Annotated in this window: 21 protein-coding genes and 1 other annotated feature; of the genes, 12 read left to right on the forward strand and 9 right to left on the reverse strand. The window is 43.2% G+C overall.

Translation table 11 applies throughout. The features are described 5' to 3' along the window. Positions 1 to 212: 212 nt before the first annotated feature. The 3 genes from AAEO50_RS09685 to AAEO50_RS09695 form a co-directional block, all read right to left on the reverse strand. Complete coding sequence (locus tag AAEO50_RS09685; protein ID WP_341983097.1) at positions 213 to 1,388, reverse strand: acetoin utilization protein AcuC; 1,176 nt, start codon at positions 1,386 to 1,388, stop codon at positions 213 to 215. Next, positions 1,385 to 2,032, reverse strand: a complete 648-nt coding sequence (locus tag AAEO50_RS09690; protein ID WP_341982962.1) for an acetoin utilization AcuB family protein — start codon at positions 2,030 to 2,032, stop codon at positions 1,385 to 1,387. The genes AAEO50_RS09685 and AAEO50_RS09690 overlap by 4 nt, the downstream gene beginning before the upstream one ends. Before the next feature lie 95 nt (positions 2,033 to 2,127). Beyond that, on the reverse strand, positions 2,128 to 2,760 hold the full coding sequence (locus AAEO50_RS09695; RefSeq protein WP_341982964.1) for a GNAT family N-acetyltransferase: 633 nt from the start codon (positions 2,758 to 2,760) through the stop codon (positions 2,128 to 2,130). Positions 2,761 to 3,025: 265 nt separating this feature from the next. Here AAEO50_RS09695 and acsA point away from each other — a divergent pair, with 265 nt between their 5' ends. Further along, the gene (gene acsA, locus AAEO50_RS09700; RefSeq protein ID WP_341982966.1) at positions 3,026 to 4,744 is read left to right on the forward strand and encodes an acetate--CoA ligase; all 1,719 of its coding nucleotides are present in this window, start codon (positions 3,026 to 3,028) and stop codon (positions 4,742 to 4,744) included. A gap of 260 nt (positions 4,745 to 5,004) precedes the next feature. On the opposite strand, the gene AAEO50_RS09705 is transcribed toward acsA, so the two are convergent. Continuing rightward, on the reverse strand, positions 5,005 to 7,950 hold the full coding sequence (locus AAEO50_RS09705) for a transglycosylase domain-containing protein (RefSeq protein WP_341982968.1): 2,946 nt from the start codon (positions 7,948 to 7,950) through the stop codon (positions 5,005 to 5,007). Between the two features lie 180 nt (positions 7,951 to 8,130). Further along, positions 8,131 to 8,345: a binding site (T-box leader), on the forward strand. 69 nt (positions 8,346 to 8,414) lie between these two features. Between AAEO50_RS09705 and tyrS the strand changes: the two genes are divergently transcribed. Both tyrS and AAEO50_RS09715 read left to right on the forward strand, forming a co-directional pair. Then, positions 8,415 to 9,677, forward strand: coding sequence for a tyrosine--tRNA ligase (gene tyrS, locus AAEO50_RS09710; RefSeq protein WP_341983099.1), 1,263 nt, complete (start codon positions 8,415 to 8,417; stop codon positions 9,675 to 9,677). A 94-nt stretch (positions 9,678 to 9,771) separates the two neighbouring features. Next, positions 9,772 to 10,125 carry a hypothetical protein gene (locus AAEO50_RS09715; protein ID WP_341982970.1) on the forward strand — a complete coding sequence of 118 codons (354 nt, stop codon included), beginning with the start codon at positions 9,772 to 9,774 and terminating at the stop codon, positions 10,123 to 10,125. On the opposite strand, the gene AAEO50_RS09720 is transcribed toward AAEO50_RS09715, so the two are convergent. Continuing rightward, complete coding sequence (locus tag AAEO50_RS09720) at positions 10,126 to 10,338, reverse strand: hypothetical protein (protein WP_341982972.1); 213 nt, start codon at positions 10,336 to 10,338, stop codon at positions 10,126 to 10,128. It lies immediately after the preceding gene. Positions 10,339 to 10,343: 5 nt separating this feature from the next. Then, positions 10,344 to 10,946 (reverse strand): 30S ribosomal protein S4, encoded by a 603-nt coding sequence (rpsD, locus tag AAEO50_RS09725; protein WP_032087327.1) that lies wholly within the window; start codon positions 10,944 to 10,946, stop codon positions 10,344 to 10,346. Between the two features lie 624 nt (positions 10,947 to 11,570). Between rpsD and AAEO50_RS09730 the strand changes: the two genes are divergently transcribed. From AAEO50_RS09730 to megL, 3 genes are all read left to right on the forward strand, one after another. Beyond that, positions 11,571 to 12,065, forward strand: a complete 495-nt coding sequence (locus tag AAEO50_RS09730) for a hypothetical protein (RefSeq protein WP_341982979.1) — start codon at positions 11,571 to 11,573, stop codon at positions 12,063 to 12,065. A 38-nt stretch (positions 12,066 to 12,103) separates the two neighbouring features. Then, the gene (locus AAEO50_RS09735; RefSeq protein WP_341982981.1) at positions 12,104 to 13,948 is read left to right on the forward strand and encodes a sensor domain-containing diguanylate cyclase; all 1,845 of its coding nucleotides are present in this window, start codon (positions 12,104 to 12,106) and stop codon (positions 13,946 to 13,948) included. Positions 13,949 to 14,128: 180 nt separating this feature from the next. Next, the gene (megL, locus tag AAEO50_RS09740; RefSeq protein ID WP_341982983.1) at positions 14,129 to 15,331 is read left to right on the forward strand and encodes a methionine gamma-lyase; all 1,203 of its coding nucleotides are present in this window, start codon (positions 14,129 to 14,131) and stop codon (positions 15,329 to 15,331) included. 68 nt (positions 15,332 to 15,399) lie between these two features. Here the strand turns inward: megL and AAEO50_RS09745 are convergent, their stop codons facing one another. Further along, positions 15,400 to 15,885: a GAF domain-containing protein gene (locus AAEO50_RS09745; RefSeq protein WP_341982985.1), complete on the reverse strand. Its 486-nt coding sequence runs from the start codon at positions 15,883 to 15,885 to the stop codon at positions 15,400 to 15,402. A 260-nt stretch (positions 15,886 to 16,145) separates the two neighbouring features. Between AAEO50_RS09745 and refZ the strand changes: the two genes are divergently transcribed. Then, positions 16,146 to 16,799, forward strand: coding sequence for a forespore capture DNA-binding protein RefZ (gene refZ / locus AAEO50_RS09750; RefSeq protein WP_341982987.1), 654 nt, complete (start codon positions 16,146 to 16,148; stop codon positions 16,797 to 16,799). Between the two features lie 246 nt (positions 16,800 to 17,045). Here the strand turns inward: refZ and hisJ are convergent, their stop codons facing one another. Next, positions 17,046 to 17,843 carry a histidinol-phosphatase HisJ gene (hisJ, locus tag AAEO50_RS09755; protein ID WP_341982989.1) on the reverse strand — a complete coding sequence of 266 codons (798 nt, stop codon included), beginning with the start codon at positions 17,841 to 17,843 and terminating at the stop codon, positions 17,046 to 17,048. A gap of 219 nt (positions 17,844 to 18,062) precedes the next feature. On the opposite strand from hisJ, the gene ezrA reads away from it, so the two are divergent. Then, a complete protein-coding gene (gene ezrA, locus AAEO50_RS09760; RefSeq protein ID WP_341982991.1) occupies positions 18,063 to 19,757 on the forward strand; it encodes a septation ring formation regulator EzrA in 1,695 nt (564 codons plus the stop codon). A 61-nt stretch (positions 19,758 to 19,818) separates the two neighbouring features. Here the strand turns inward: ezrA and brnQ are convergent, their stop codons facing one another. Then, positions 19,819 to 21,156, reverse strand: a complete 1,338-nt coding sequence (gene brnQ, locus AAEO50_RS09765; protein ID WP_341982993.1) for a branched-chain amino acid transport system II carrier protein — start codon at positions 21,154 to 21,156, stop codon at positions 19,819 to 19,821. A 318-nt stretch (positions 21,157 to 21,474) separates the two neighbouring features. Between brnQ and AAEO50_RS09770 the strand changes: the two genes are divergently transcribed. The 4 genes from AAEO50_RS09770 to mbcS all read left to right on the forward strand — a co-directional run bounded on the left by AAEO50_RS09770 (position 21,475) and on the right by mbcS (position 26,278). Continuing rightward, on the forward strand, positions 21,475 to 22,626 hold the full coding sequence (locus AAEO50_RS09770; RefSeq protein WP_341982995.1) for a cysteine desulfurase family protein: 1,152 nt from the start codon (positions 21,475 to 21,477) through the stop codon (positions 22,624 to 22,626). Beyond that, the gene (gene thiI, locus AAEO50_RS09775; protein ID WP_341982997.1) at positions 22,623 to 23,834 is read left to right on the forward strand and encodes a tRNA uracil 4-sulfurtransferase ThiI; all 1,212 of its coding nucleotides are present in this window, start codon (positions 22,623 to 22,625) and stop codon (positions 23,832 to 23,834) included. Before AAEO50_RS09770 ends, thiI begins: the two co-directional genes overlap by 4 nt. A gap of 81 nt (positions 23,835 to 23,915) precedes the next feature. Continuing rightward, a complete protein-coding gene (locus AAEO50_RS09780; RefSeq protein ID WP_175990678.1) occupies positions 23,916 to 24,122 on the forward strand; it encodes an alpha/beta-type small acid-soluble spore protein in 207 nt (68 codons plus the stop codon). 572 nt (positions 24,123 to 24,694) lie between these two features. Beyond that, positions 24,695 to 26,278: an acyl-CoA synthetase MbcS gene (mbcS, locus tag AAEO50_RS09785; RefSeq protein ID WP_341983001.1), complete on the forward strand. Its 1,584-nt coding sequence runs from the start codon at positions 24,695 to 24,697 to the stop codon at positions 26,276 to 26,278. Positions 26,279 to 26,415: the final 137 nt, after the last annotated feature.

Consider the following 26,415-nt stretch of genomic DNA (forward strand, 5'->3'; position numbering starts at 1 on the left):
CATGTGCCTCTAAGCCCCAGAGCTAGACAGGTCTCACATAAGCTACTCTTCCCGCAGGAGTCTTCGTCTTGCACTCCAATCAACCGCTGGAAAGTACTACAATTTCAATGTAAATAAAAATAAACTGAAAACCCGAACTTACTTGCCTACTGAAAGGCAAATTAGTTCGGGTTTTACTTAGACTAAAATACTTTTGTCCCAGTCTCTTCTTCTTAACTCCCTGGTTTCTGCCTAAGCTGCTGGCGGATGGGGTAGAGAGCTTTTTCAAGAGTATGCCTGTTCTTTTCGGTAATTTCACCTTTACGCGGTATGGCTGGATAGATATCTGGAGTGTCTGTCCATTCAGTGGGTAAAGGGATACCTGCTTTGCTTTTCCAACGGTTTACCCAAGCTTCGGGAAATGTACCGGCTGCATTCATGCGTCCGGTCATTTCCAGCCAAATCAGGGACCAGGCCCTCGGAACGACCCGCCAAATATCGTAGCCGCCGCCGCCTACAGCAATCCACTTACCATCACAATACTTCTCCGCGAGTTCGTGGGCAATGCGGGGAATCTCTTTGTATATGTTCATCGTAGCAGAAAGGTGTGTCAATGGATCATAGTAGTGGGCATCTGCGCCATTTTGAGTGAGGATGACATCGGGTTTAAAGAATTCAACTACCTCTCTGAAGCTGGTCTCATATGCTTCGAGCCAGGATTCATCCTCAGTAAATGCATCCAATGGAATGTTGAACGAGAATCCATACCCTTTTCCATGGCCGCGTTCATTGATGTTCCCTGTACCCGGGAATAAATATCGGCCGGTTTCATGGATGGACAATGTACAGACGTCGGGATCATCATAAAAGGACCACTGAACACCGTCCCCGTGATGGGCATCGGTATCAACGTACAATACTCTTGCGTGATATTTCTCTTGTAAATATCGGATGGCAACTGCACTGTCATTGTATATGCAGAAGCCGGACGCCTTTCCTTTAAAACCATGATGAAGACCGCCGCCGAGGTGAAGGGCATGCCTTGCTTTTCCCGTCATCACATAATCCACTGCTGTAAGTGTCCCTCCGACTAAATAGGCACTTGCTTCGTGCATTCCATCGAACATGGGGGTATCTTCTGTACCGATTCCGTAACCTTCTGCCTGTTCAGGAGGAAGCTGGCCTGCACTTGCCCTCTTGACAGCGTTTACATAGTTAGGGTCGTGATTCAGGAACAACTCCTCATCCGTTGCCATCCTTGCAGGTATGATTTCCTGAGGATGGAGAGCCTGGACTTCTTTCAATAAATCGATCGTCAGCGTCAACCGGGTTTGATTGAAAGGGTGCTGATCATTAAAGCGGTACCCCAGAAGTTCGTCGGAGTAAATGAATATTGCATCTTTCATCATGAAGACATTCCTGGCATGTTTGGCCATAACACGTCATATCCTTCTTTCTTCAAATCTTCGATCACGTTCATGGGATTCATCGTCCTTACCCGGAAAACAAGTATTTTATAGGCTTCATCATTTTTATCAGGGTAGACAAGAACACTCAATATATTGCTGTTATGACGGCGGATGATGCCCGCAACATCATATAATATCCCTGCACGATGAGGAACCTTCACCTCGATCTGTGATCCGGGCTGATTGGCTCCGGTCAATTGTATCAATGTGTGCAGGAGGTCGGTTTCCGTAATGATTCCAATCAGCTTGTTTTCCCTTACAATCGGGAGGCAGCTGATATGGTGTTCGTAGAATAAAGCGGCGACTTCTTCCACGAAGTCGAGCGGATGTCCCGTTATCACATCTGTTTTCATGATATATTTAAGGGGATTCTTAAGCTCAGGAGCTGAAGAATCCTTATCGAAGATGGAAGGTGTGCCGTCTTTTACATCGCGGTCACTTACAATCCCGATGACTTCTGATTTCTCATTTGTGATCGGGATATGCTTGATTTTCTTTTCCCTCATTAATTGGATGGCTGATTCGATTGTATCTTCTGGCTGTAAGGAAGCCACGTCCGTTTTCATAATTTCTTCTACTATCACGTTTTCCACCTCTTTTTAGAAAAACTGTTTTCGCCATGATTATTGGTGTACGCACAGGCTTTTCGCAAATGGCGAGCTTTTAGAAAACTAATAGATTAATACATAAAGCGGTTCATAAAACGAAGTTGATCAAATCTTTGAATGGAGTCAGAATCGACTCGTTTCCCGATTCTTGCCATCAGGCAATTGGCAGGGTGGGAGCTGATTTCAGGATCGTCTGTCGCGTAATATTCCAGGCCGCCCGCATTCATCATCTTCTCCATGATTTTCCGGTATTCCCATACGTTCAGACCTGTTCCTTTCAAGTCCCAATGCCAGTAATATTCAGTCGTAATGACAATGTAATCTTCCATATGATCATCCATCATGGAAACTCTTAACAGGTGCTTTCCGACTGATGCCCCGCGGTACTTTGGTATGACCTCAATCGCACCAAGCTCGATCAGATTCTCCATTTTCCCCTGAGACCACCGCTCAAGCGGATCCGGATATAGATATGTAACATAACCTACAATTGTATGATTGTCCCTTGCGATAATAATTCTGCCTTCAGGTAAATCGGCAATTTCCACCAGGGCTTTATGCTGCTGTGCAGGAGGCCTGAAAGCAACCAAATCTTCATGAAAGTCAAGGCGGGCTAGCTCCTCTGCATGAATCGGGCCTTCAATGATCACATTTCCTTTTGTTGTTTTTAACTCAGTTGCATTATAGGTTTTCTTCAATTTCATCTGGACACCACCTAAAGATATTCCTCACAATCTATTATACATGAATTAGAAAAAAGTAGAGCGCTTTCACGAAATTTTCAGACGTTTAAAATAAATTTTCAGCTCAGAACATTATTGTGAAATACCTATAAGTCAGCAGTTTAAAAGGTATTAACCCCTTATCTATTAAGGTTGATTGAACCAACTGATTTTTTAAAAAATTGAGAAAATATAATTTATATACTATAATAAGGATGTAAATTCTTACATAAGGGGGATTCGGTATATGAAAGTGGAAGCGTTACCAGTCACGAAGGGGAATTATAATCTGGAAAGCTATGAAAATGCGAGTGAGTCTTTTGATTGGAAGGAAGTCGAAAAAGAATTTTCATGGCATGAAACAGGACGGTTGAATTTAGCGTATGAAGCGATTGACCGACATGCTGAATCATTCAGAAAAAATAAAGTTGCCCTTTATTATCGGGATCCTGAACGTGATGAAAAATACACGTTCACTGATATGAAGAAATTATCCAACAAAGCAGGAAACGTGCTGAAACAATACGGTGATGTGGAAAAAGGAGACCGGGTGTTCATCTTTATGCCAAGATCGCCGGAACTGTATTTCTCCGTCCTCGGAGCGGTGAAACTGGGTGCGATCGTAGGCCCATTATTCGAAGCATTCATGGAAGGCGCAGTACGGGACCGCCTGGAGGACAGCGAAGCTAAGGTGCTTATCACGACTCCTGAATTGCTGGATCGTGTACCTGTAAGTGAACTGCCTCATCTTAAACATGTATTCCTGATCGGGGATGACGTGAAAGAAGATGATGTCTACGTTGATTTCAATGCAAAATTCAAAGAGGCAAGTGATAAGCTTGCAATCGAGTGGGTCGACCGCAATGATGGGCTGATCCTGCATTATACGTCAGGTTCGACAGGTAAGCCTAAGGGTGTCCTTCATGTTCACAATGCAATGTTGCAGCACTACCAGACATCTAAATGGGTGCTGGATCTGCAAGAAGAAGATGTATACTGGTGTACAGCAGACCCTGGCTGGGTAACCGGAACTTCATACGGAATCTTCGGTCCATGGCTGACAGGTACCTCAAACGTGATTGTAGGGGGACGTTTCAAGCCTGAGAATTGGTACAAAACGATAGAAGATTACGGTGTGAGCGTCTGGTACAGTGCTCCAACCGCTTTCAGAATGCTGATGGGTGCAGGAGACGAGGTCGTTAAACAGTTTGACCTAAGCTCGCTTCGCCATATCCTAAGTGTAGGTGAGCCGCTCAACCCTGAAGTGGTGCGCTGGGGAATGAAGGTCTTTAATTTGCGCATCCATGATACGTGGTGGATGACTGAAACAGGGGGGCAGTTGATCTGTAACTACCCTTGTATGGAAATTAAGCCTGGATCTATGGGGAAACCTTTCCCTGGAGTGAAAGCGGCAATCGTCGATGATCAGGGAAATGAACTGCCTCCGAACCGCATGGGGAATCTTGCCATTAAAAAAGGCTGGCCATCCATGATGAGTCAGATTTGGAACAACCCTCAGAAATACGAGTCTTACTTCATGCCGGGTGACTGGTATGTGTCTGGGGATTCTGCTTATATGGACGAAGAAGGATACTTCTGGTTCCAAGGACGAGTGGATGATGTCATCATGACATCCGGAGAACGTGTCGGCCCGTTCGAGGTAGAGAGTAAGCTTGTCGAGCATCCTGCTGTAGCTGAAGCAGGGGTGATCGGGAAACCTGACCCTGTACGCGGTGAAATCATCAAGGCCTTTATCGCACTGCGTGATGGTTATGAAGTGACGGATGAACTGAAGGAAGAGATACGCCAGTTTGTTAAAAAAGGATTGGCTGCACACGCGGCTCCTCGAGAAATCGAATTCCGCGACAAACTGCCGAAGACACGAAGCGGTAAAATCATGCGCCGTGTGTTAAAAGCATGGGAACTTGATTTGCCGACAGGTGATTTGAGTACGATGGAAGATTAATAGATGAATAGAAAAACCCCCGCTCCTTGATTGGAACGGGGGTTTTTCTTATGATAGCCGTTATCTAAAAAATTTGTTGCTTCCCGAACGAAATGGTATTTAATGTTAAAAAGCTAAATTGCCTATAGTTTCGGCGAGAATACTAGAAATTTATCTTTTGAGACAGCTTCATTCTAATGAATCTTTGGACTAAATAAGGGTTCCATGCTCTATCATCAAGAAAGCCGGGCAAAAAGTGCCCGGCTTTCTTAGATAGTGACTTATTCAGATGGTGATTCTGGATCTGGTTCTGGATCTGGTTCGGCAGGAGGCTCGGTGCCGCCATCACCGCCGCCGTCTCCACCACCATCGTCAGCTGGAGGGGGTTCCGGTTTATCAGGCTCCGGCGGCTTAGGGTCGGTGGGCTTATCACCGCCGGGAGGCTTTGGTTCCGGCTTTGGCTTCGGCTTCTCAGGTTTCGGTTCTGGTTTTCCGACTTGAACCGTATTGGAAGCAGAGGATTGTTTGCCGGCTACATCGACTGCAACGACAAAATATTCTCCGTTTCCGACTGACACCGTATAATTATCACCGGATTTGACACTTGCGACTTTACTGCCTGATTTAGAGAATACACGGTAACCAACGACATCCCCGCTTCCAGAAGGAGTCCATGTTATTTTATTTCCGTTCACAGAAGCTTTTACCGTACCAGGTGCAGCTCCATCATCAGAAATTTTATTTTCTGCAATCAGTACATTTTTGTATCGTTCGTCGTCTTGAGGGATCAGTTTGGAAGCATCCCCAGGGACTTTACCGAAGACATTTTTCACGAAATCAGGGTTCAGGATGACTCCCGGCTGTGAAAATTCTTCAGGTGTATTTGGCAGTGCCAGATATTTCTTTCCATTGACCATTACGTAACGGCTCATAAGTAAGCTGTCATCCGTTTTGGTTGGTACATATTTGGCGTTGAACAGATCACTCTTGACCAGTCCGGCTTTTGTACACGCCTCTGAAGGAAGCAGTCCGGAGATGGAACAGAATGAACGGCGTACGATTCCGCCCGGCTCTTTAAAGGAGCCCCCGGGATCGATCAGATCCGGTGCAAGGTCCCGTGTGTCATTGAGCAGGTAAGACCAGAGACGAATGTTTCTTAATCCGTAGTGGCCATACTGCGCGCGGGAAGCTGCAGTATTCAAATCTGACGGTGTATCATAGCCAAACCAAGTACCAAAAGTAATGCTCGGATTCGATGCTACAAACCAATGGTCCTTATAATCTTGTGAAGTACCTGATTTCCCTGCCCAATCCGATGAGAAGTTCAGGAATCTCTTCGCATAGCGGCCTGTTCCGAGTGAGTGATCAAGTGTGTCTCTCATCATATCGAGCGTCAAGTATGCTGTTTGCGGACTGTATACTTGCACAGGTTCCGTTTTATGTTCAAACACAACATTTCCGTCTTGATCAACGATTTTGTCAATCATGTAGGCGTCTGCAAATTTTCCTTCATTGGCGAAGGCTGTATAAGCATTGACGTTTTCTTCGACTGTCACACCCTCTGTGGTCGCTCCGAGTGCAAGGGATAAGTTGTTATCCACTCTGCCCAGTTTGGCAAAATCCATTTTCATGAGGAACTCATTAAATGGGTTGCGGTCATATATGTTTGCATACGTTCTTACCGCCGTCAGGTTCAATGACTCGGCCAGTGCCAATCTGGCAGGGTATAGTCCGCGTTCTTTTAATGAGTAGTTTTCCGGTGTCCATCCATTGATATTGACGGCTACATCTGGAAGAGGCGATCCCGGAGAAATATAGCCGTACTCAAGCGCCGGCGCGTAAGCAAGCAGCGGTTTCATCGTCGAACCGTTCGAGCGGTAGGATGATGTTGCATGATTCAACTGCTCGGTTTTGAAATCACGTCCTCCGATGAAGCTTATGATTCTGCCAGTCTTGTTTTCTATCATGATGGCACCGACTTGAACCGGTTCCTCAATTTGGACTTCTTCATTGGTTTCAGGGTCTGTAGTAGTGACCGTTTTTGACGGCCCGTACATGTTGTAGGCATTTTTTGTCTTTTGCATTTGATCATAGATTTTCTTATCGATGGTTGAATGGATTTCATAACCGCTTTGGCGTACATTGCGGTCAGCCAAAGTATGATACTTCTCTTCCAATTCATCGTTGTTTTCAAGGTCCTGCTTTGAATAGCCGTCTTTCTTGGCAAGAACCACCTTCATGATATCGATGGCCCTGCTTTCAAGCTCGGCTGTCAGCCAAGGATACTTTTCATTTGGAGAAGCTTTTGGTTCAATGAAATCCTTTGACAGATCATAAGCGACAGCATCTTCATATTCTTTGTCCGTAATGTAGCCTTCTCTATGCATCCGGTAAAGGACGGTGTTTTTACGTGACATACCCGGCTCCAGGTTTTCTTTCAGTTGTCCATTGTTCATGAACGGCGTGTAACTGAATGGAGCCTGCGGCAATCCTGCTATGAATGCTGACTGTGGGAGGGTCAGGTCTTTTGCATCCACGCCAAAAATTCCCTGGGCAGCAGATTGGACACCCCCGATATTACGGCCTGATGAATTTCTTCCCAATGTTGCAACGTTGAGATAGGCTTCAAGGATTTCGTCCTTCTCAAAAAATCTTTCCAGTCGTAAAGCAAGAAGGATTTCCTTCGCTTTTCTTTCGAACGATACTTCATTTGTCAGGATCTGATTCTTGATCAGCTGCTGGGTAAGGGTACTTCCGCCCGATTGAGTCGCGGAATTGGTGAATTCCTGGAGTACCGCACGCATAATCGCTTTAGGTACTACTCCATTATGCTCTTTGAAATATTCATCTTCAGTGGCGATGACAGCATTTCTTAAATGTTCCGAAACATTCTCAAGCTTCACTTCTTCACGTTCGAGGTCTGTCCTTAATTTTCCAAGGTAGACATCGTCAGCAAAATAAAGCTGCGAAGTTTCTTCATAATTGTAGATGTCCTTTTTCATTTGATCATAAGTGCGTATCGGCTCTTCTTTGACGAGTGAGGCGAAATAACCGGCGCCCACACCACCGGCGAATGCCGTCCCGAGGACCAATACAATAACGGTAATTAGTGCGAGGTTCCAAAATACCCCGTATGTAATTCTTGCTCGTTTTTGAACTCTGGTATTTGTAAAGAACCTTATGACAGGATCTAATTTTTCAAGTAATTTGTTCCATTTTTCTCTCATATTTTCATTCCCCCTAGAACATTCCTATTATAGCATATCTGGAAGAACACTGTCGTAATAAGTCAAATAAAAAGGGTATTTTTACTTAAAAAATTCTTGACTTCATTGACTATTATAGTGCAATATGGTAAAAACCTTATATAGATTAGTTATGATTTTTCAATTCACTTTCATATAGACCTTACCGCAATGAGAGGATCAAGTAGTTTTGCATTCCCTGTTACCCAGAGAGTCAGTGGCCGCTGAAAACTGACACAAAATGCAGATGAATTACATCCTGGAGCTTTTGCTGTGAACCCTTTAGTAGCAGCAGACGGTTAAAGCCGTTATCTTTTTAGAGTGAAGGATGTATAGATTCCTTAATTTGGGTGGTACCGCGCGACAGCGTCCCTGCATATATGCAGGGGCTTTTTTGTTTTTATGCGTGTTAAGTGAATCGAAGAGAAGAAGGAGGAAGATTGGATATGGAATTATTGAAGGATTTAGAGTGGCGTGGAATCACGTACCAGCAAACAGACGCTGAAGGGCTAAAGAGCCTTTTAGATAAAGAAAGCATCTCCATTTACTGCGGAATCGACCCTACGGCAGACAGCATGCATATCGGTCACTTACTGCCATTTTTAACTCTTCGCCGTTTTCAGAATGAAGGACACCGTCCGCTGGTTTTAGTCGGAGGAGCCACTGGTTTGATCGGTGATCCAAGCGGTAAAAACGAAGAGCGTAAACTTCAGACAATCGATGCAATCCGGCACAACGCAGCAAGCATCAAGAATCAGCTGGAAAGTATTTTCGATTTCGATGGGGAAAACGGAGCGGTCATGGTGAATAACTACGACTGGATCGGCGCGATGGATGTCGTGACATTCCTGAGAGACTTCGGTAAGCATGTCGGCGTCAACTACATGCTGGCAAAAGATACAATCTCATCCCGCCTGGAATCAGGGATTTCATTCACTGAGTTCACATACACGATTCTTCAGGCGCTTGATTTCAATCACTTATACGACAACTACAATTGTAAGCTTCAAATAGGCGGAAGCGACCAGTGGGGGAATATCACTACCGGCCTTGAACTGATTCGCAGAACTCATGAAGAAGAAACTAAAGCATTCGGCTTTACGATTCCGCTTGTAACGAAAGCGGACGGTACAAAATTTGGTAAAACGGAAAGCGGCGCGATCTGGCTGGATCCAGAGAAGACATCTCCTTACGAGTTCTACCAGTTCTGGATCAATACGGCTGATGCCGATGTCGTGAAATACCTGAAATACTTTACATTCCTGTCTCAAGAAGAGATCGAGGCCCTTGCCGGGTCAGTAGAGACGGAACCTCATTTACGCAAAGCACAAAAAGCACTTGCCGAGGAAATGACAAAAATGATCCACGGTGAAGAAGCATTAGAACAGGCAATCAGGATTACCGGGGCACTGTTCAGCGGAGACATCAAGTCACTTTCAGCTTCTGAAATTCTGGAAGGCTTCAAGGATGTCCCATCATTTGAGCAGCCGAAAGGAGACGCAATCGGTCTTGTTGATCTGATCGTAAATGCGAAAATTTCACCTTCTAAACGCCAGGCGCGTGAAGATGTAGGCAATGGTGCAATCTACATTAACGGTGAACGTGTGACAGATCTTCAGCATGTGATCGATGAGAAGGATATGATCGAAGGGCAATTTACGATCATCCGACGCGGGAAGAAGAAGTACTTTAAGATTCAGTACGTATAATATGTTTAGATGGAAAAACAGCATGGGAACCGCTTGATTTAAAAGCGGGGACCATGCTGTTTTTTAGTTTGGTTTTGTTGAGAGAGAAAGGAGGATGGTTGATCGTGTGGTGGAAGTTGAAAATAAATCGGGAGGAGTTGAAAATAAAAGATGGAAAGTTGAAAATAACTTGGAGGAAGTTGAAAATAAAGTAGTCAAAGTTGAAAAAAAAACTGGGAAATTTGAAAGAAATACGGATGATTTTATGAGCAAATTTATTATAAAAAAGACTCTGCAACATAAAATCGTCTCGAGATTTATCCAGACACATGAAAAAAGAGGCATTTGTGTGATTTTAGATGAAAAATGGATGCTTAGTCAGGTCGTTCAGCTCTTAACTCAGCCGAAAATCAGGTCCAATCGGAAAAATATAAATATATTAATATTAATTGCGCCAGACTCAGGATAATTAAGCCACTTTTTGATTAATTGCGCCGGAATCCCAATAATTAAGCCACTTTTTAAATATTTGCGCCACTTTCCCCATAATTGCTCCACTTCCCGAATTTTCTTCGATACCGTCGGAACGAGCCCGATCGTATCCCCCCAATTTGCCCAACACCATAACTGAAAAAAGACAAACAAAAAAACCCCGCCCAATCGGACGGGATTTCTTCTTCACAAAGATTAACGAGAGTAGAACTCAACGATAAGAGCTTCGTTAATTTCAGCTGGTAATTCAGAACGCTCAGGAACGCGAGTGAAAGTACCTTCAAGCTTGTCAGCATCGAAAGTTAAGAACTCAGGAACAAAGCTGTTCACTTCAAGAGCTTCTTTGATGATGTCAAGGTTGCGTGACTTTTCACGAACTGAGATTGTTTGTCCAGGTTGTACGCGGAAAGATGGGATATCTACGCGAGACCCATTAACCGTTACGTGGCCGTGGTTAACAAGCTGACGAGCTTGACGGCGAGTACGTGCAAGACCTAAACGATAAACAACGTTATCAAGACGGCACTCAAGTAAAGCCATGAAGTTTTCACCGTGTTTACCTTGTAATTTGCCAGCTTGGTCAAATAGGTTACGGAATTGACGTTCAGTTACTCCGTACATGTGACGAAGTTTTTGCTTTTCTTGAAGTTGTAAACCGTATTCAGAGATTTTCTTGCGTTGGTTAGGACCATGAGGACCTGGAGCGTAAGGACGCTTTTCTAATTCTTTACCCGTACCGCTTAGAGAGATTCCAAGACGACGAGATAATTTCCAACTTGGACCAGTATAACGAGCCATGAGAGACTCCTCCTTTATTGTTTTTATTTTGTTGTAAAATAAAAACACCTGTGAATAACAATTATGTGTATTTTGTTTTCATGTACCTTCGCCCTAGCAGCAGAGGGTTACAAGATACACCTCAAGTGTAGAGGAACAAAATACGAGCATAAAGGATTTCACTGAAGCTGCATTATTTTACACAAAGAACATTATATGACGTAGAAGAATAGAAGTCAAGGAAGTATTTGAGTTTCGTATAGAAAGAAGAATGATCATTATCACAAAGTAAGCAATAAATGATGACTTCTTATTTTATTAAAATCCAAAACATTAATCGATCACCAAACGTCTAATCTATTGTAATACGCCGATAGTTTCCGGGCGAGGTGATTTGACTGTGGAGGACATGATGATTCACTCGTTTGCTGCAGGATTTCTAAACTGTTTTTTTACCTAAATAATGCCAAATAATTTCGTTCATAACGTTTCTTCATATGCTATAATAAAGAGTGGAAAAAAAGTTAGTCAGGTGAATGCATTTGAAAGAAACGAAGCGTGAAAAATACATACGATTTTTATTGATTGCATCGTGCTTAATGGCGGTGGTTATAAGGATTTATTTATTCTGGATCCTCCCGGGAAATGGAACGTCATCGTGAGCCGCTCGTTTCTGTGCAGGTACTACAAAAACAGGACGGCGGACAAAATGCCATTGCAGCGGTCTCCAAGATGGCCGGTGATAAGCCGGTTCTTGTACTATATGAAGTGGAAAAAGAAAATAAGTACTACTTTAATGTGCTTCAGAGTGTCGAACTGAAAGAACATGTCGAAGAAATAAAAATCGATGGTCACGGGGAAGGCCTCTGGGCAAAAGGAGAAAAAGACCGGTGGTATCTTTTTTCAAATGGTTTGGAAGTGCTGAACCAAACAGAAAACCCGGCAGACGTCCATTCAACCACGCAGACATTTCAATATGATAAAAGAAATCATAAAGCCAGTTTGGTGATCGATCAAAAGGAGATAGAAATAGAGTTGTCTAAAGAAACCAAGCCATTGGAAATACATCAGCTGTCTGCTGATGATACTTTATGGCTTATTGTATATGAGGACGATCTGGTCCTGGCACAATCGCGTTAATCTTATATTCACAAACCTATTAAGGTACGGGTGAGAAAATGATCAATTTAACTGATAAATTACATGCTTATAAGTCTAAATTATTCGATTTGATTCATGATGATATGTCCATCGGGCTGCAATCAGAACATCTGCATAATTGGCTGGAACTGTTAAAGGAATGCCTGGGAATTGAAGAGGCTTTTTTATATAGGAGCAGAAAGGAAGATTTCCGCCTGCTTCAAAGCACTGAAGAAAGAGAGGCTCCTGCTCCTCCGCCATTGAGTAGAAGCTGCATCGCTTCATGCTTTAGAGACGCCTCCCACTTTGTTAGGAACTGCCGTGATTCTGTCTTCCATGCAGGCTTCCGCTTTCAAACGGATGACGAAGAGTCTTACGTGTTATTGATCCAGGGGCGGGATGCCATGGAAACAGCTGAAGCGGATTGGCTTTCTTCTTTCTGGAAAGCGAGCGATCAGTTCATGAAACATGCATGGAAGATAGGGAACGTGTTTGAAGAAGAAAGGCGTTACCGTGAATTGTTTAAGGTGACGGAAGTCTTTCATTCAAACAGGGATGTACAGGCGTTATTGGTGCAAATTATCGAGACGCTTCGTGAGGTTTTTCCGCAGGATACGTTCCAGATCCTTCTTTCTAATGACCGCTATGATTTTGGTTCTCTTCCGATAAAAAGCTTTGATTTTGAAAAGGCTAATCCTTTTGCCATGCAGGCTTTTGTAAATGGCGATATTGAGTTGGATGAAGGATCGATGCTCTATGCCCCATTAAGGGGGAAACAGGGGATTTATGGCGTTTTGGAAGTGGGCACAGCTTCTCATATGCTGTTTACAGAACAAAAAATCGAGTTTATCAAATTACTGGCTTATACAGCAGGAAGTGCGCTCGAGAATGCCAAACTGTATGAGCAGTCGAAAAGGTTGATAAGTGATTTACAGCTTATTAACGAAACTTCTCATCAGCTGAATCTGGAGTCCCGTTTATCCGATACCTTATTATTTTTGAAAAAACAGATTCAGCGGTCATTTCTTCCCAGCGCGATTGGATTCGTATTAATTGAAAAGGATGAATCAGCAACTCTGGAGCAAAGCTCTTCGGTGTTTTTTACAGATGAAGGACAAAAATACATTTCCTATGTAAATGAACGAATCACAAAGGATCGGGATTCGATCTTTCTGGGAGACGTCAGTGACCGGATTGCTGCACCTGATTTTTTATCTCTTATGGCTGTGCCCATGACCCAAAATGAAGCGCTTATTGGTTTCTGCGTCGTTCTTCATACAGAGGCATATATGTTTTCATTTGATATGTACAAGCTCTTGCAATCATTTATCCATCATTCAGCGCTTGCAATCACGAATGCGACCCTTCGTGAAGAACTGGAGCATTTGGTCATCACTGATCATATGACGAAACTGTATGCCCGGCATTACCTCGATGACAAAATGGAAACTGCTATGAAAGAAGACAGACTGGGCACGGTGCTGCTGATCGATATTGACGACTTTAAATCGGTGAATGATAGTTATGGTCATCAAATAGGGGATGAAGTCCTCATCCAGGTAGCCGGCCTGCTTAAGGATATTATTGGTGAGAATGGGTTTGCAGCGCGCTGGGGCGGAGAAGAAATGGCTGTTTATCTGCCCCGCCTTGAACGAAAAGAGGCGCTTGTCATTGCTGAAACCATCGTGGAAGAGATCGCATGTAAAACAGAGCCAAGGGTTACGCTCTCATGCGGGCTTTCATCATGGGGAAAATATGAAAGCACCGGTCCCCAATCGGTAAAGGAATTAGTCAAGAAAGCGGATGAAGCTCTTTATATTGCAAAAAATCATGGCAAAAACCAGGTGGTTGAAGACCTGGATACCCGCTTACTAATAAAGTGATCTCCTATCAACCCGGCAGCATATAGAGCTGCCGGGTGTTTTTAAACCCTTTTACGCCGTTTTTTTAAGGGAGATACTTTAACACGTTAGTGTAAACGCTTTCTTTTTTGAGGATATTATCATATTCTAGAATAGAAGAGTAACAGAACTTAGAGGAAACATTTTTGGGAGGAATACTGGATGAAAGATGAGAAACATTTCGAAACACGTGTGATTCATGAGGGGTATAAGTCTTCTCAGCATTTTGATAGTTTAGCACCCCCTTTATATCAAACTTCCACTTATACTTTTGCCAATGCAAAGCAGGGAGAGAACCGCTTTGCAGGGGAAGAAGAAGGATATATCTATTCCAGGCTCGGCAACCCGACCGTAGGAATCCTTGAAGATCGAATGGCATCACTTGAAGGTGGAGAAGCAGCACTCGCATTCGGTTCCGGGATGGCTGCTGTTTCGGCGGTCCTCTTCTCACTGACTAAATCAGGGGATCATATTCTTTGTTCTCAAGGAGTATATGGCTGTACATTCGGGCTGTTAGAGTTATTGCAGGATAAATTTTCAATTCAGCATGATTTCTCTGCTATGGACACGGAAGAAGAAATTCGGGCAATGATTAAGGATAATACAACATGCATTTATGTAGAAACTCCGATTAATCCCACGATGCAATTGATAGATTTACAGATTGTGGCCAAGGTGGCGCAAGAAAAGGGGATCCCTGTGGTTGTGGACAATACTTTCTGCTCCCCTTATTTGCAAAGACCTCTGGAACTCGGCTGTGACATTGTGATTCATAGTGCGACGAAATACATCGGCGGCCACGGTGATGTCATTGCAGGTATAGTGGTCGGTACACAGGAGAAAATGGCCGAAATCAGAATGACGACGCAAAAGGATATCGGCGGGATCATTTCTCCATTTGATGCCTGGTTATTATTAAGAGGTTTAAAGACGCTGGCTGTGCGTCTGGATCGACACTGTGAAAGTGCCGACAAGATTGCCGGGCTCTTAGCTACACACCCTGCAGTGGACCAGGTGATTTATCCCGGGCGAACCGATCATCCGCAGCATGCGATCATGAAGAAGCAGATGAAAAAGCCCGGCGGCATGATTTCTTTCACCATCAAAGGGTCGAAAGAGGATGCCCAAAGGTTGATGGATGATTTGCATATGATCAAGATAGCAGTCAGCCTGGGTGATGCAGAGACATTGATTCAGCATCCAGCTACAATGACACATGCAGTAGTCCCTGAAGAAGCTAGAGCAAAAATGGGTATTACGGATACTCTGCTCAGACTGTCTGTCGGTCTTGAATCTACAGAGGATATTTGGGATGATCTCGAACAATCATTGAATAAAGTGAAGTTTCCAAGTGATGTCATATAAATATATTAAAAAAGCGTGAAGAACATAGTGTTCTCCACGCTTTTTTACGTGTTTCTGTCATTGGTCAATTACAGATGCTTCAGTAATTCTTCGGTAAATGCTTCAAGATACTTCTGGTCTTCTTCATCAAAGCGGGCTTTTTCAGGGCTGTCGATATCCAGTACTCCCAAGAGTTCTCCATGCTTGACCAGAGGGATGACGATTTCTGACTGGGATGCAGCGTCACAGGCGATATGGCCGGGGAAACTGTGGACGTCTTCTACGACAAGTGTTTTTCTTTCACTGGCGGAAGTGCCGCACACACCTCGTCCCAATGGAATGCGCACACAAGCGGGAAGTCCTTGGAATGGCCCCAAAACGAGTTGATTGCTTTCTTCTTCATATAAATAAAACCCAACCCAATTGATGCGGTCTAAAAATTGATTTAACAGGGAAGAGGCATTGCTTAAGTTAGCAATCTTATTCGGTTCACCTTCAAGCAGTGCGCTGAGCTGCTTCGTGACAAGACCGTATTTATCTTTCTTTGTTCCTTGATATTTTTCTGCTTGAAACATCATTATTTCCCCCAATTCTACAAAATCAGTGTGAATTCCTTGCAGTATCGCTTCATTGATGGAAAAACTGTCGAGAAATACTTAAAGGGATTCATCCGGTGAAAGCCGAAATCATTGTTAAATACTATGTGAAAAGTCTATTAGAATATTTTTAGCATACTTTCATGGAAGCTTCAATAGATTCGATTTGATCAAGTTCGATCCGAGTAAGTTGCAATCAGGGTGTAAAGTACTTTAATAGAAGAGAAAAGAGGGAGAATATGAAAAAGGGACAAACCTCTACTTCGCCGAAGGAAGCGATTTTTCAAGCAGCTGTTTCATTGTTTTATGACCATGGATATGACGGGACCTCTGTAAGGGATATAGCCGGAAAGGCGAAAGTGAATCCGGCCACCATTTCATATTATTTCAAAGGCAAACAGGGGCTGTTGGAGGCATGTTTTACCCGCTTCTTTGAACAATATCTGCAGTTTCTGCAAGAAGAAGTGGATGCACTTAAATATATCCGTGCAGATTTATGCCTGAAGCGTGCAGTATTTAAGATTCTGAAATTCCAGAGTGAAAATCATCAATTATCCCGCTTCATCTGGCGGGAAGTATCCATTGACTCTCAAGTAGTGCGTGAAATCATTTCTTCTTATCTCATGAAGGAAAGATTTTACATGAAATGTTTATTTGAGCAGGGGATGATTGACCGATCCTTTAAAAAACAGCCGATCAGTTTCCTCGTCATTCAATTGAAATCGATGCTGACGATGCCGTTCTTGAACAGCCAGCATTTGAGGGAAGTGTGGCAGATGTTTCCGCAGGAATATTATTTTGTCGATCAGTATTATCAGAATATCGATCAGTGGATCAATCTGCTGATGGCTTCCGATGGTTCAACGGATTACAAGAAGGAACTGATCATTTGAATGTGAAAAACTTTTAAACACCGCTGTTGATTTCCGTGGAAGACTTCGCTTTCCGCGGGTAGCCCGTGAGCCTCCTCGGCTTTGCCTGCGGGGTCTCACATTAGCTACTTTTCCCGCAGGAGTCTTCGTCTTCCACTCCAATCAACAGCTGTAACCACCCTTATAACATTAATACTATTTTAAATAGCTTATTTAAAAATCAAAATAAGAGATTGTCCGAATGATGTGGACAATCTCTTTTGGCTGCTATAGAAGATTCATGGCATGTCTTCCCTGATCAAGACCGCTCGCTGAATGTGCATCGGAACCATATACGGTTTTGATGCCGAGTGAACGGGCATGTTCAATTATAACCTTAGGAGGGTATGACTCTCCGCAGTGTGGCTTGATGACTCCTGCCCCGTTATAATCCAGTTCGAGCTCCCTGGCTGCCACAGCCTCAAGGATTCTCTGGATTTCTTTAGTGAATGGCTGTGAAGCAGGGTAGAGTTTCTGAAACTTTTTGACGAGTGTGATATGTCCGATGCGGTTTGGCTTGAATCTGCCGAGATCTGCCTCGATGGATTTTAATACTGTCCGGTAGTAATGGGCATGGACAGAGTCGACCGAACCATAGCGGTCAATCATGCTGTGAAAAACTTCATGACTGAAATCAAGGCAGTCCCACTTATTTTTATACTGTAAAAAGTGAACTGAAAGGATGCTGTCATCCAATCGTTCACCCCAGCTATTAAGAAAATCGGACGATTCTTCTTCGAATCCTTCGATATAATCGACTTCCAGCCCGGCACGAATGGTAATCCGATGTTTATATATTTCTTTCAGTTCCTCTATTGTATCGAAGTATATTGAAACATCTTCTTCAGACATCCCGCTGTCCTGATCAGGTGTTGTGTCCTTAAAGCCGGCGGGAAGGGGGGCGTGCTCCGTAAATGTCAGGTGGGTATAGTCAAGGGAAATGGCCCTTTCGATATATTCACGGAATGAATCCGAACTTCCATGAGGACAGAAAGGAGTATGGATATGTCCATCGACCTTTTTCATCAAAAAACACTTCCTTCTTCAGAGATCATCTACGCTTTTCTATGAAAATTTAGCTTTTTTCATAGAAAACACTAAAATTTAACTTTTTACTGTTGAAAAAATAGAATTTATTAGTCAAAAATTGTCGTTCTCATGGTATCATTATAACAATGAGAATTTATTAATGAAACTTTCAAATTGATATAGATGTCTACTGAATAGTTGAACAGGGGGCTTAAGATGCAATATGTCATCGCTGGAATCATACTAATCTTGATTTTATTCCTTATTGGAGTCTTATCCAGAAAGAAATACTATACGGAAATTGACCGTTACGAAGCATGGAAGGTAGATATTATGAACCGGCCGATTCCAGAGGAACTGTCAAAAGTCAAACAGCTTAACATGACTGGACAGACGGAAAAGCTTTTTGAAGGCTGGAGACAAGGATGGGACGAAATCGTAGCTGTGCAGCTTCCTGATATTGAAGAATTGCTATTTGATGCAGAAGAGTTCACAGACAAGTTTCGTTTCAAGAAAACGAAAGAGACTCTGGCTAAAATTGATCGGGTCCTTACCGAAACAGAAACCAAGATTGATAAAATCCTTCAAGAACTGAACGAACTTGTCGGCAGTGAAGAAAAGAACCGGGAAGAAATCGAATTTTTACAAGAAGAATATCGCGGCAGCAAAAAGCAGCTGCTTGCATATCGTCATACATATGGGCAGGCGGCTAAGAAAATTGAAGCTGTATTGGACACTCTCGCGAAAGAAATTGAACAATTCAACGAATTGACCGATCAGGGGAACTATCTGGATGCACGTGAAATTGTTTTAAATCTTGGTCAGGAAATGAAGGCGATCGCCTACAAGATGGAAAGCATTCCTAAGCTGACCGCAGACTGCGAGAATATACTTCCTTCACAGTTATCTGAACTAGAAGCCGGTTTTACGGAAATGAAAGAGCAAGGGTACATACTCGAGCATATCGAAGTGGAAAAAGAAGTGAACGCGTTGAATGAAACTCTTGCCGGTTTCACTGCACATCTTCAGTCCTTGGAAGTGGAAGAAGTTGAGGAAGGCTTGCAGGAAATCAAGAGTAAAGTTGAAATGCTTTACGATTTACTGGAAAAAGAAGTGCATGCAAGACATTTTGTCCTTCAATACAAAGATGAAACCACTGAAGGGCTGATTAAGGCAAAAGAAGAAAACGATGATATTCAGTATGAAGTGAACCTTGTGCAGCAGGGTTACCATTTACATGAATCCGATCTTAAGGCACCACAGGAGCTTCAGAAGAATATCATCCAACTTTCGAAACGCCATGAATTGGTAATGAATAAAGTTGAAAACAATAAGACGGCTTACACGACCTTGAGCGACGAACTGAAAGAAATAAGAAATGCGCTCGAAGTACTTAATGGAGAACAATCGGAATTCGCCTTATTCCTGCAGAATTTAAGAAAAGATGAATTAACGACCCGTGAAAAAATTGCAGAACTCAAGAAAAAAACGGCAGAAGCAAGCCGGATGATCGCAAAAAGCAATGTGCCGGGTCTTCCTGCGGATTATGATGATCTTCTGAATGAAGTTCACCGGAAGATTGAACAAGTGAATGCCAGCTTAACCGAAAAACCGTTAAATATGAAATTCATTCAGGAAACGCTGTTAGAAGCGGCTGATACAGTCGATCACTTCTATAACAAAACGCGAGAGCTGATAGAAAATGTAGTGTTGTCGGAGAAAATCATCCAATACGGAAATCGTTACAGAAGCAGGTATAGCACGGTGCGTGAAGGGCTGCAGGCGGCAGAAGAAGCCTTCAGGCAATATGACTACCGCAAAGCTCTGGAAGAAGCCGCAACAACGATTGAAAAAGTAGAGCCGGGTGCACTCAAGAAAATCGAAAAGATGATCAACCTCGAAGAACATTAATCATACCAAAAGGACCCATGCAGAAGAGTGATCTTCTCCATGGGTCCTTTTTAAAATTGAATCAAGCCTCAATAATCCGTTTCGATTCCCCTACAATAAGGGCAATGATATAGCCGATGACAGCTCCGATTAGTGCAGGTACGATCCAGCCGATTCCTTCAGCATAGAAAGGGAGGAAGCTCAGAGTGCTGCTTACTGCACTTACATCCAACCCTGCCGTTTTAAGCCCGTCAATCAAACTGATCAATCCGGTAGGCAGTAATGCGCCAACATAAACCATCGAGTATCCGTTGAACCAATTATGCATGAATGAAAGCAGAATCAGTACGATTGCCAATGGATATATGATAATGAGTACCGGCAGTGATACGGTAATAAGCTGAGTTAATCCGATATTGGCAATCAGCATGCTGAAAGCAGATAAAATAATGACAAGCTTTCCGTATGAAATTGGTACTATCTTCACAAAGTACTGTGCACAAGCAGAGACCAATCCGACAGAAGTGGTGATACACGCAAATGTGATGGCCAGTCCTAGAATCACAGCGCCTAAAGAACCAAATAAGTGATTTGCAGCTGCAGAAAGAATCGCTCCTCCGTTAGCCTGCGCTCCGATTGAATCAGTACTGGTGGCACCGATATAGCTAAGTGATAAATACACAAGAGCCAATCCCGTTGCTGCGATGACGCCTGCAATGATGGTGATTTTTGTCAATGATGCCTTACTTGTAATACCGCGTTCTTTAATTGCATTGATGACGACAATCCCGAAGACTAGAGCCGCGATTGTATCCATCGTCAGATAGCCTTCAATAAATCCTTTGAAGAGTGCACCATCCTGGTAAGCAGGGTTCGGTTCCCCAAAGCTTCCCATTGGAGTCACAATGCTTTTCACTACTAATATTGTTAGAATGACAAGCAGTGAAGGTGTCAAAATCTTTCCGATCCTGTCAACAAGCTTGGAAGGATTCATCGCCAGCCAAGCAGTAAGCCCGAAAAAGACAATCGAATAAATCAGAAGAGAAACCCCGTATTTTGCGGCATCTTCTGATAAGAAAGGAATAATGCCAATTTCATATGCAACAGTGCCGGTTCTTGGAATTCCGAAAAACGGGCCGATTGCAAGATACATAATAATAGTAAAAATCAATCCGTATAGTGGATGGACACGGTTTGCCAGGGTTTGAAGGTCTCCTCCTGATTTTGCGATGGCGATGACACCCATTAAAGGAAGACCTACCCCTGTAATCAAAAATCCGATGATCCCTGTCCACACTAGTTCGCCTGCCTGCTGACCAAGGAATGGCGGGAAAATCATATTTCCAGCTCCGAGGAAAAGAGCGAAGAGCATAAGCCCTACTGTTAAAATGCCACTAAATGACAGCGCTTTCCCGTTCATATAAACCCCTCCGTTTGTAAACGTTATCATGAGCAAATCTATCTTATCATAATGATGTAGAAAAATGTCGAAAAACTAAATAGTCTAACAATTTAGTATATTTGAATAACTTCGACTCTTGATTACCTAAATGATTGTCGCAAATTTTGTGGGAGTTAGCAATGATTATTTTTAAAAATTGATTAAAATTTGAAAAATTTTTTTCTGATAACATTATTGCCATAATAATATTGAAAGTACATTTTTTTAATTTCATTTGGGAAAAAATGATTTTGTGATAAGATTAATGATTGGATAGAACTAAAGAAGGTGTATATCGTGATCTATTTTGATAACGCAGCAACCACAAGGCCATACAGGGAAGCTTTAGATTCATTTGTGAAAGTAAATGAAGTCTATTATGCCAACCCCTCCTCCATTCACTCCTTTGGCGGACGGGTGGAAAAATTAATCGCTCAGTCAAGGAAACAAATTGCGGGCCTCCTGAAAGTAAAGGAAAGAGAAATATTTTTCACTTCGGGTGGAACAGAATCCAATAATCTAGCGATTAAGGGAACGGCTATACAATATGGAAGCAGAGGGAAGCACATTATTACATCCAAAATCGAGCATCCTTCTGTTTCGAATACAATGAAGCAACTGGAATCACTCGGTTATTCTATTACCTATCTTGATGTCGATGAGACTGGAAGAGTGGATCCCCTTGATGTAGAAAAAGCGATCCAGGAAGAGACGATCCTCGTTTCCATCATGCACGTGAACAATGAAGCGGGTGCGATCCAGCCGATCAAAGAAATCGGCTCCATTTTAAAGGATCATTCCAAGATCCTTTTTCATGTAGATGGTGTGCAGGCTTTCGGGAAAATTTCTTTATCCCTTCCGGATGATCATATTGATTTATATAGTATTTCAGCCCATAAGATCCACGGACTTAAGGGCGCAGGTATGCTTTTTGTCAGAGATGGTGTGAACATCTCTCCCCTTCTTTCCGGGGGTGAGCAGGAAGGAAATGTAAGAAGCGGTACGGAGAACACGGGCGGAATCGTTTCTTTTGCGAAGGCGATGAGGATGTATATGGAGGAAAGCCGGGATCACCTAGAGAAAATGAAGGATATTCAACGCTATTTACGCGAGAAACTGGTAACAATAGCTGGTGTGAGAATTCATACCCCTCAATTGGATAGTGCCCCGCACATACTGAACTTCACCATCGAAGATTTCAAGAGTGAAGTAGTCGTTCATGCGCTCGATCAGCATGAGGTATATGTCTCCACAACAAGCGCATGTTCATCAAAGAAGAGCAAGCCGAGTCAAACCCTCCTTTCCATGGGGGTGGGTGAAGACCTTGCTGACCGGTCCATCAGAATTAGCTTATCCTTTCGAAATACAATGGAAGAAGCAGAACGATTTGTTCAACTGCTGATAAAAGAAACAGCCCAATTACAGAAAACAATGAGGAGATCGAGATGAAATACAATCGAATTCTAGTCAGATACGGTGAGATTTCTACAAAAGGAAGAAACCGTAAAAAATTCACATCAAAACTAAGAGAGAATATCGTTCAGGCATTAAAGGATTTTCCCGGGGTATCAGTGTCTGCGAGCCGTGACCGGCTGCATATCCTATTGGGAGAAGAGAACGGAGATGAGATCATTCCCCGGCTCCAGAGTATCTTCGGTATTCAATCATTCAGTCCTGTAGTAAAGGTTGAACGCGATATAGACGAAATCTGCAAAGCTGGAGCCTCTTTGGTCCATAAGAGCTTTGAACCAGGTAAAACATTTAAGGTTTCAGCCCGCCGCGCAGATAAGCACTTCCCTCTTGAAACAAATGAAATTAACTATGAAGTTGGTTCATACGTTTTAAGAAATACAGAAGGACTGTCTGTGGATGTGAAAAATCCGGATATAAAATTAAATGTGGAAGTAAGAAAAGAAGGCGTGTATCTTTCTTCTGAAATTTATCCTGGTTCAACTGGTATGCCCGTTGGGACAAGTGGAAAGGCGATGCTGATGCTTTCTGGAGGAATTGACAGCCCGGTCGCAGGCTACTTAACAATGAAGCGCGGAGTCGAAGTGGAAGCGGTCCATTTTCACAGCCCTCCTTTCACAAGCGAACGGGCAAAACAGAAAGTAATCGACCTTTCCAGGAAGCTTTCCGCTTTTAGCGGCAGCATTACATTACATGTAGTCCCTTTCACTAAAATCCAGCAGACGATTCACGATCAGGTGCCTGAGAACTACACCATGACTTCAACAAGGCGGATGATGCTCAAGATCGCTGATAAGATCCGTCAGAAAAATGAAGGCCTTGCCCTTGTGACAGGTGAAAGCCTTGGACAGGTAGCAAGCCAGACGCTCGAAAGCATGCAGGCAATCAACGATGTAACGAATACCCCAGTATTGAGACCGCTCATCGCTATGGATAAACTGGAAATCATCGATATCGCCCAAAAGATCGATACCCATGATATCTCGATCCTTCCGTATGAGGATTGCTGCACGATCTTTACACCGCCGGCACCTAAAACAAGGCCTAAAAAAGAAAAAGTTGAGTATTATGAAAGCTTTGTTGATTTTGATGCATTAATAAATGAAGCAGTCAATGATACAGAGACAATTACCATTAATGGAGCAGAAGATTCCGCACTGGAAGAAAGCTTTGATGAGCTCCTTTAAATAGGAACATTTACCAATGAAATTGGTTGCATGAAGCCATGTGTTTTCGCACAATCTATACTCACAAGGAGGTGAAAACACATGGCAGATAACAGAAGTTCTAACCAACTAGTAGCTCCTGGAGCTCAACAAGCAATCGACCAAATGAAATACGAAATCGCTTCTGAATTCGGAGTTCAACTTGGTCCAGATGCAACTGCACGCGCTAACGGATCTGTAGGTGGTGAAATCACTAAGCGTTTAGTCCAAATGGCTGAACAACAAATCGGTGGCGGATACCAAAAATAATTAAATACAATGGCTACAAGGAGCGGGGCAAACCCGCTCCTTTTAATTTTGTCCGGGCATTCCACGCCGCAGTTGATTTCCGTGGAAGACTTCGCTTTCCGCGGGTAGCCCGTGAGCCTCCTCGGCGAGCCTGCGGGGTCTCACATTAGCTACTTTTCCCGCAGGAGTCTTCGTCTTCCACTCCAATCAACTGCTGGATCCACTTTACTCTTATATTCCACTCCTTATTTTAATGTTAATAACTGTTCACAACCCCATTAAAAATATTAAAAATATCATTTGAGAGATGATTTTAGTAGTACGTTGAAAGCACAGAGTGGATTGGAGCGGAAGGCATTTGACTCCGGCGGGATGTAGAGGAAAGGTCGAGACCCCGCAGGAGCTTTAGCGACGAGGAGGCTCGACTTCCTCCCCGCGGAAAGCAAATGCCTGCACCGGAAAGGAACGGTCTACTTCTACATCCAAAACACGCTCTTAAATTCCCTGTAATTAGATTATTAAAAATGAATAATTTAAAAAATTTAAATTATTTTGTATAATGGAGGAGTAAGAACAAACAAGGGGGAATTCGGATGAACAGACAAGAACTAATCGCACCTGAAAAGTACAACTTGGTTGAGGAAGTAGAAAAGTTTGCAAGTGATGAAACCAAACTCGCGATCAAATGGGAGAATGAAGCGGGAGAAAAGAAAGAAATCTCTTACAGAAACCTTATTAAAAACGCAAATAAAATTGGAAACGTTTACTTGAATTCCGGCCTTGAACAAGGTGATGTCATCCTGGTGATGGTTCCAAGATTGGTCGAAGCATATGCAGTTTACTTAGCTGCCCTAAAATCAGGGATGATCGTCATTCCAAGTTCTGAAATGCTTCGTACGAAAGACCTTGAATATAGAATTGAACACGGGGATGTAAAAGGGATCGTCGCTTACTCTCCGTTCATAGAGCAATTTGAAAATGTCCGCGGAATGGACAAGCTGAAAAAGTTTGTCATAGGCGATCAACAAGATGGCTGGATAACAGTAGAGGAAGAAATGAAGAATGTCTCTGATGAAATGGCATTTGCCGAAACGGCAAGGGATGATATGGCTTTCTTATCCTATACTTCCGGCACGACAGGAAATCCTAAAGGGGTAGTACATACACACGGATGGGCATTTGCCCACCTGAGAACGGCCGCTAAAGGCTGGCTGGGAATTGAAGAAGGAGATACGGTTTGGGCAACGGCTGGTCCGGGCTGGCAAAAATGGATTTGGAGTCCGTTCATGTCCGTTCTTGGTTCCGGTGCTACGGGTCTTGTCTATCAAGGGAAATTCGAACCGGCTAAATATTTGGAATTACTTCAGGATAACGGTGTAAACGTCCTTTGCTGTACACCGACTGAATATCGACTAATGGCCAAGGTGGAAAATCTTGGTGACTATAACCTTTCTCCATTACATAGTGCAGTCTCGGCGGGTGAACCATTGAACCGGGAAGTGATTGATGCATTCAAGAAGCACCATGGCATTGAAGTGCGTGATGGATACGGTCAAACTGAAAATACACTGCTTGTCGGAATCATGAAAGGCATGGAACTGAAGCCTGGTTCAATGGGGAAGCCGACACCTGGCAACCGGGTGGAAGTAATCAATGAAGAAGGCATTCCGTGTGAAGTCGGGGAAGTAGGAGACATAGCTGTTCACATAGAAACACCTGCATTATTCAAAAATTATTATAAAGATCCGGAAAGAACGGCTATGCAGTTCAGAGGGGACTACTATATCACCGGTGACAAAGCGAAAAAGGATGAAGACGGTTATTTCTGGTTTGAAGGAAGGGGAGACGACATCATCATCTCTTCCGGATACACAATCGGTCCGTTCGAAGTAGAAGATGCCCTTGTTAAGCATCCACTCGTTCAAGAGTGTGCGGTAGTGGGAAGTCCTGATGAAGTCCGAGGACTTATCGTAAAAGCCTTCGTCGTTTTGCGTGAAGGCGTCGACCAAAATGATCCGGAGCTTGTACCTCAGCTTCAGGAGCACGTGAAAGAATTAACTGCACCATACAAATACCCGCGCAAAATCGAATTCGTTGCGGAACTGCCGAAAACAACTTCAGGTAAAATCAGAAGAATCGAATTGCGTCAAAAAGAAATGAGCTCGATTAAGAACTGAATTTATGTAAGTAAGATACAGAGAGCCTTATATGGGTTCTCTGTATTTTTGTGAATTAGATACCAGATAATATTAGGAATATTTGGTGCGAGTTGGGTCCAGCGTTGCACGGAAATCAAAAGCGGTGATTAATAGAA

It is taken from the genome of Rossellomorea oryzaecorticis (assembly GCF_038405515.1).
GTDB classification, from domain to species: Bacteria; Bacillota; Bacilli; order Bacillales; family Bacillaceae_B; genus Rossellomorea; species Rossellomorea oryzaecorticis_A.

Bases quoted from the DNA above. Each gene is read 5' to 3' on its own strand.
- AAEO50_RS09685 (WP_341983097.1), bottom strand. From the start codon at position 1,388: ATGATGAAAGATGCAATATTCATTTACTCCGACGAACTTCTGGGGTAC.
- AAEO50_RS09695 (WP_341982964.1), bottom strand. From the start codon at position 2,760: ATGAAATTGAAGAAAACCTATAATGCAACTGAGTTAAAAACAACAAAA.
- acsA (WP_341982966.1), top strand. From the start codon at position 3,026: ATGAAAGTGGAAGCGTTACCAGTCACGAAGGGGAATTATAATCTGGAA.
- AAEO50_RS09705 (WP_341982968.1), bottom strand. From the start codon at position 7,950: ATGAGAGAAAAATGGAACAAATTACTTGAAAAATTAGATCCTGTCATA.
- tyrS (WP_341983099.1), top strand. From the start codon at position 8,415: ATGGAATTATTGAAGGATTTAGAGTGGCGTGGAATCACGTACCAGCAA.
- AAEO50_RS09715 (WP_341982970.1), top strand. From the start codon at position 9,772: ATGGTTGATCGTGTGGTGGAAGTTGAAAATAAATCGGGAGGAGTTGAA.
- rpsD (WP_032087327.1), bottom strand. From the start codon at position 10,946: ATGGCTCGTTATACTGGTCCAAGTTGGAAATTATCTCGTCGTCTTGGA.
- AAEO50_RS09730 (WP_341982979.1), top strand. From the start codon at position 11,571: ATGGAACGTCATCGTGAGCCGCTCGTTTCTGTGCAGGTACTACAAAAA.
- AAEO50_RS09735 (WP_341982981.1), top strand. From the start codon at position 12,104: ATGATCAATTTAACTGATAAATTACATGCTTATAAGTCTAAATTATTC.
- megL (WP_341982983.1), top strand. From the start codon at position 14,129: ATGAAAGATGAGAAACATTTCGAAACACGTGTGATTCATGAGGGGTAT.
- AAEO50_RS09745 (WP_341982985.1), bottom strand. From the start codon at position 15,885: ATGTTTCAAGCAGAAAAATATCAAGGAACAAAGAAAGATAAATACGGT.
- refZ (WP_341982987.1), top strand. From the start codon at position 16,146: ATGAAAAAGGGACAAACCTCTACTTCGCCGAAGGAAGCGATTTTTCAA.
- hisJ (WP_341982989.1), bottom strand. From the start codon at position 17,843: ATGAAAAAGGTCGATGGACATATCCATACTCCTTTCTGTCCTCATGGA.
- ezrA (WP_341982991.1), top strand. From the start codon at position 18,063: ATGCAATATGTCATCGCTGGAATCATACTAATCTTGATTTTATTCCTT.
- brnQ (WP_341982993.1), bottom strand. From the start codon at position 21,156: ATGAACGGGAAAGCGCTGTCATTTAGTGGCATTTTAACAGTAGGGCTT.
- thiI (WP_341982997.1), top strand. From the start codon at position 22,623: ATGAAATACAATCGAATTCTAGTCAGATACGGTGAGATTTCTACAAAA.
- AAEO50_RS09780 (WP_175990678.1), top strand. From the start codon at position 23,916: ATGGCAGATAACAGAAGTTCTAACCAACTAGTAGCTCCTGGAGCTCAA.
- mbcS (WP_341983001.1), top strand. From the start codon at position 24,695: ATGAACAGACAAGAACTAATCGCACCTGAAAAGTACAACTTGGTTGAG.